Here is an 862-nt window from a genome sequence, read left to right on the forward strand (position 1 = left end):
AAGTAGAAGTTAAGAATTTATATAAAGTATTTGGCGATCAGCCCAAAAAAGCACTCCAGCTACTTCAGTCCGGTCAAGATAAAGACGAAATCTTTAACAAAACCGGAATGACGATCGGCGTCAAAGACGCCAATTTGCAGATTGAAGAAGGCGAGATATTCGTGGTGATGGGTCTTTCCGGTTCAGGAAAGTCCACCTTGGTTCGGCTGCTAAATCGTTTGATTGAACCCACTCAGGGTGAGGTTCTCATTGATGGTGAAGACATCACTAAGATGGACACCCACGGTCTTCGAGAAGTTCGGCGTAAGAAAATAAGCATGGTGTTCCAATCTTTTGCTTTGATGCCGCACCTCAATGTGCTTGAAAACGCAGCGTTTGGCCTGGAGTTAAGTGGGGTCGATGTTAGCGAGAGGCAAGAAGCAGCGTTAGCAGCCCTTGCACAAGTTGGTTTGGAAGCTTATCCCGATAGTTATCCTGATGAGCTTTCAGGTGGTATGCAGCAGCGTGTGGGGCTTGCTCGTGCGTTGGCGAATGATCCCGATATTATGCTAATGGATGAGGCTTTCTCCGCGCTTGATCCGTTAATTCGAACGGAAATGCAAGATGAGCTGGTTCAGCTTCAGGCCAAGCATCAGCGAACCATTATTTTCATCTCTCATGATTTAGACGAAGCGATGCGCATTGGCGATAGGATTGCCATCATGCAGGGTGGTGAGGTTGTGCAGGTGGGCGCACCGGACGATATTCTGCATAACCCTGCCAATGATTATGTGCGTTCCTTCTTCCGAGGCGTTGATGTGAGTAACGTCTTTACTGCAGGTGATATTGCGCAGAAGAAACAGGTGACTCTGATCAAGAAACA

Annotated in this window: 1 protein-coding gene; it reads left to right on the plus strand. The window is 47.4% G+C overall.

Features of this window, described 5'->3' with window-relative positions; all coding sequences use genetic code 11:
- The coding region (gene proV, locus A3750_RS01400) for a glycine betaine/L-proline ABC transporter ATP-binding protein ProV (RefSeq protein ID WP_068547964.1) at positions 1–862 on the plus strand (862 nt) is incomplete at both ends.

Source organism: Oleiphilus sp. HI0079 (assembly GCF_001635105.1).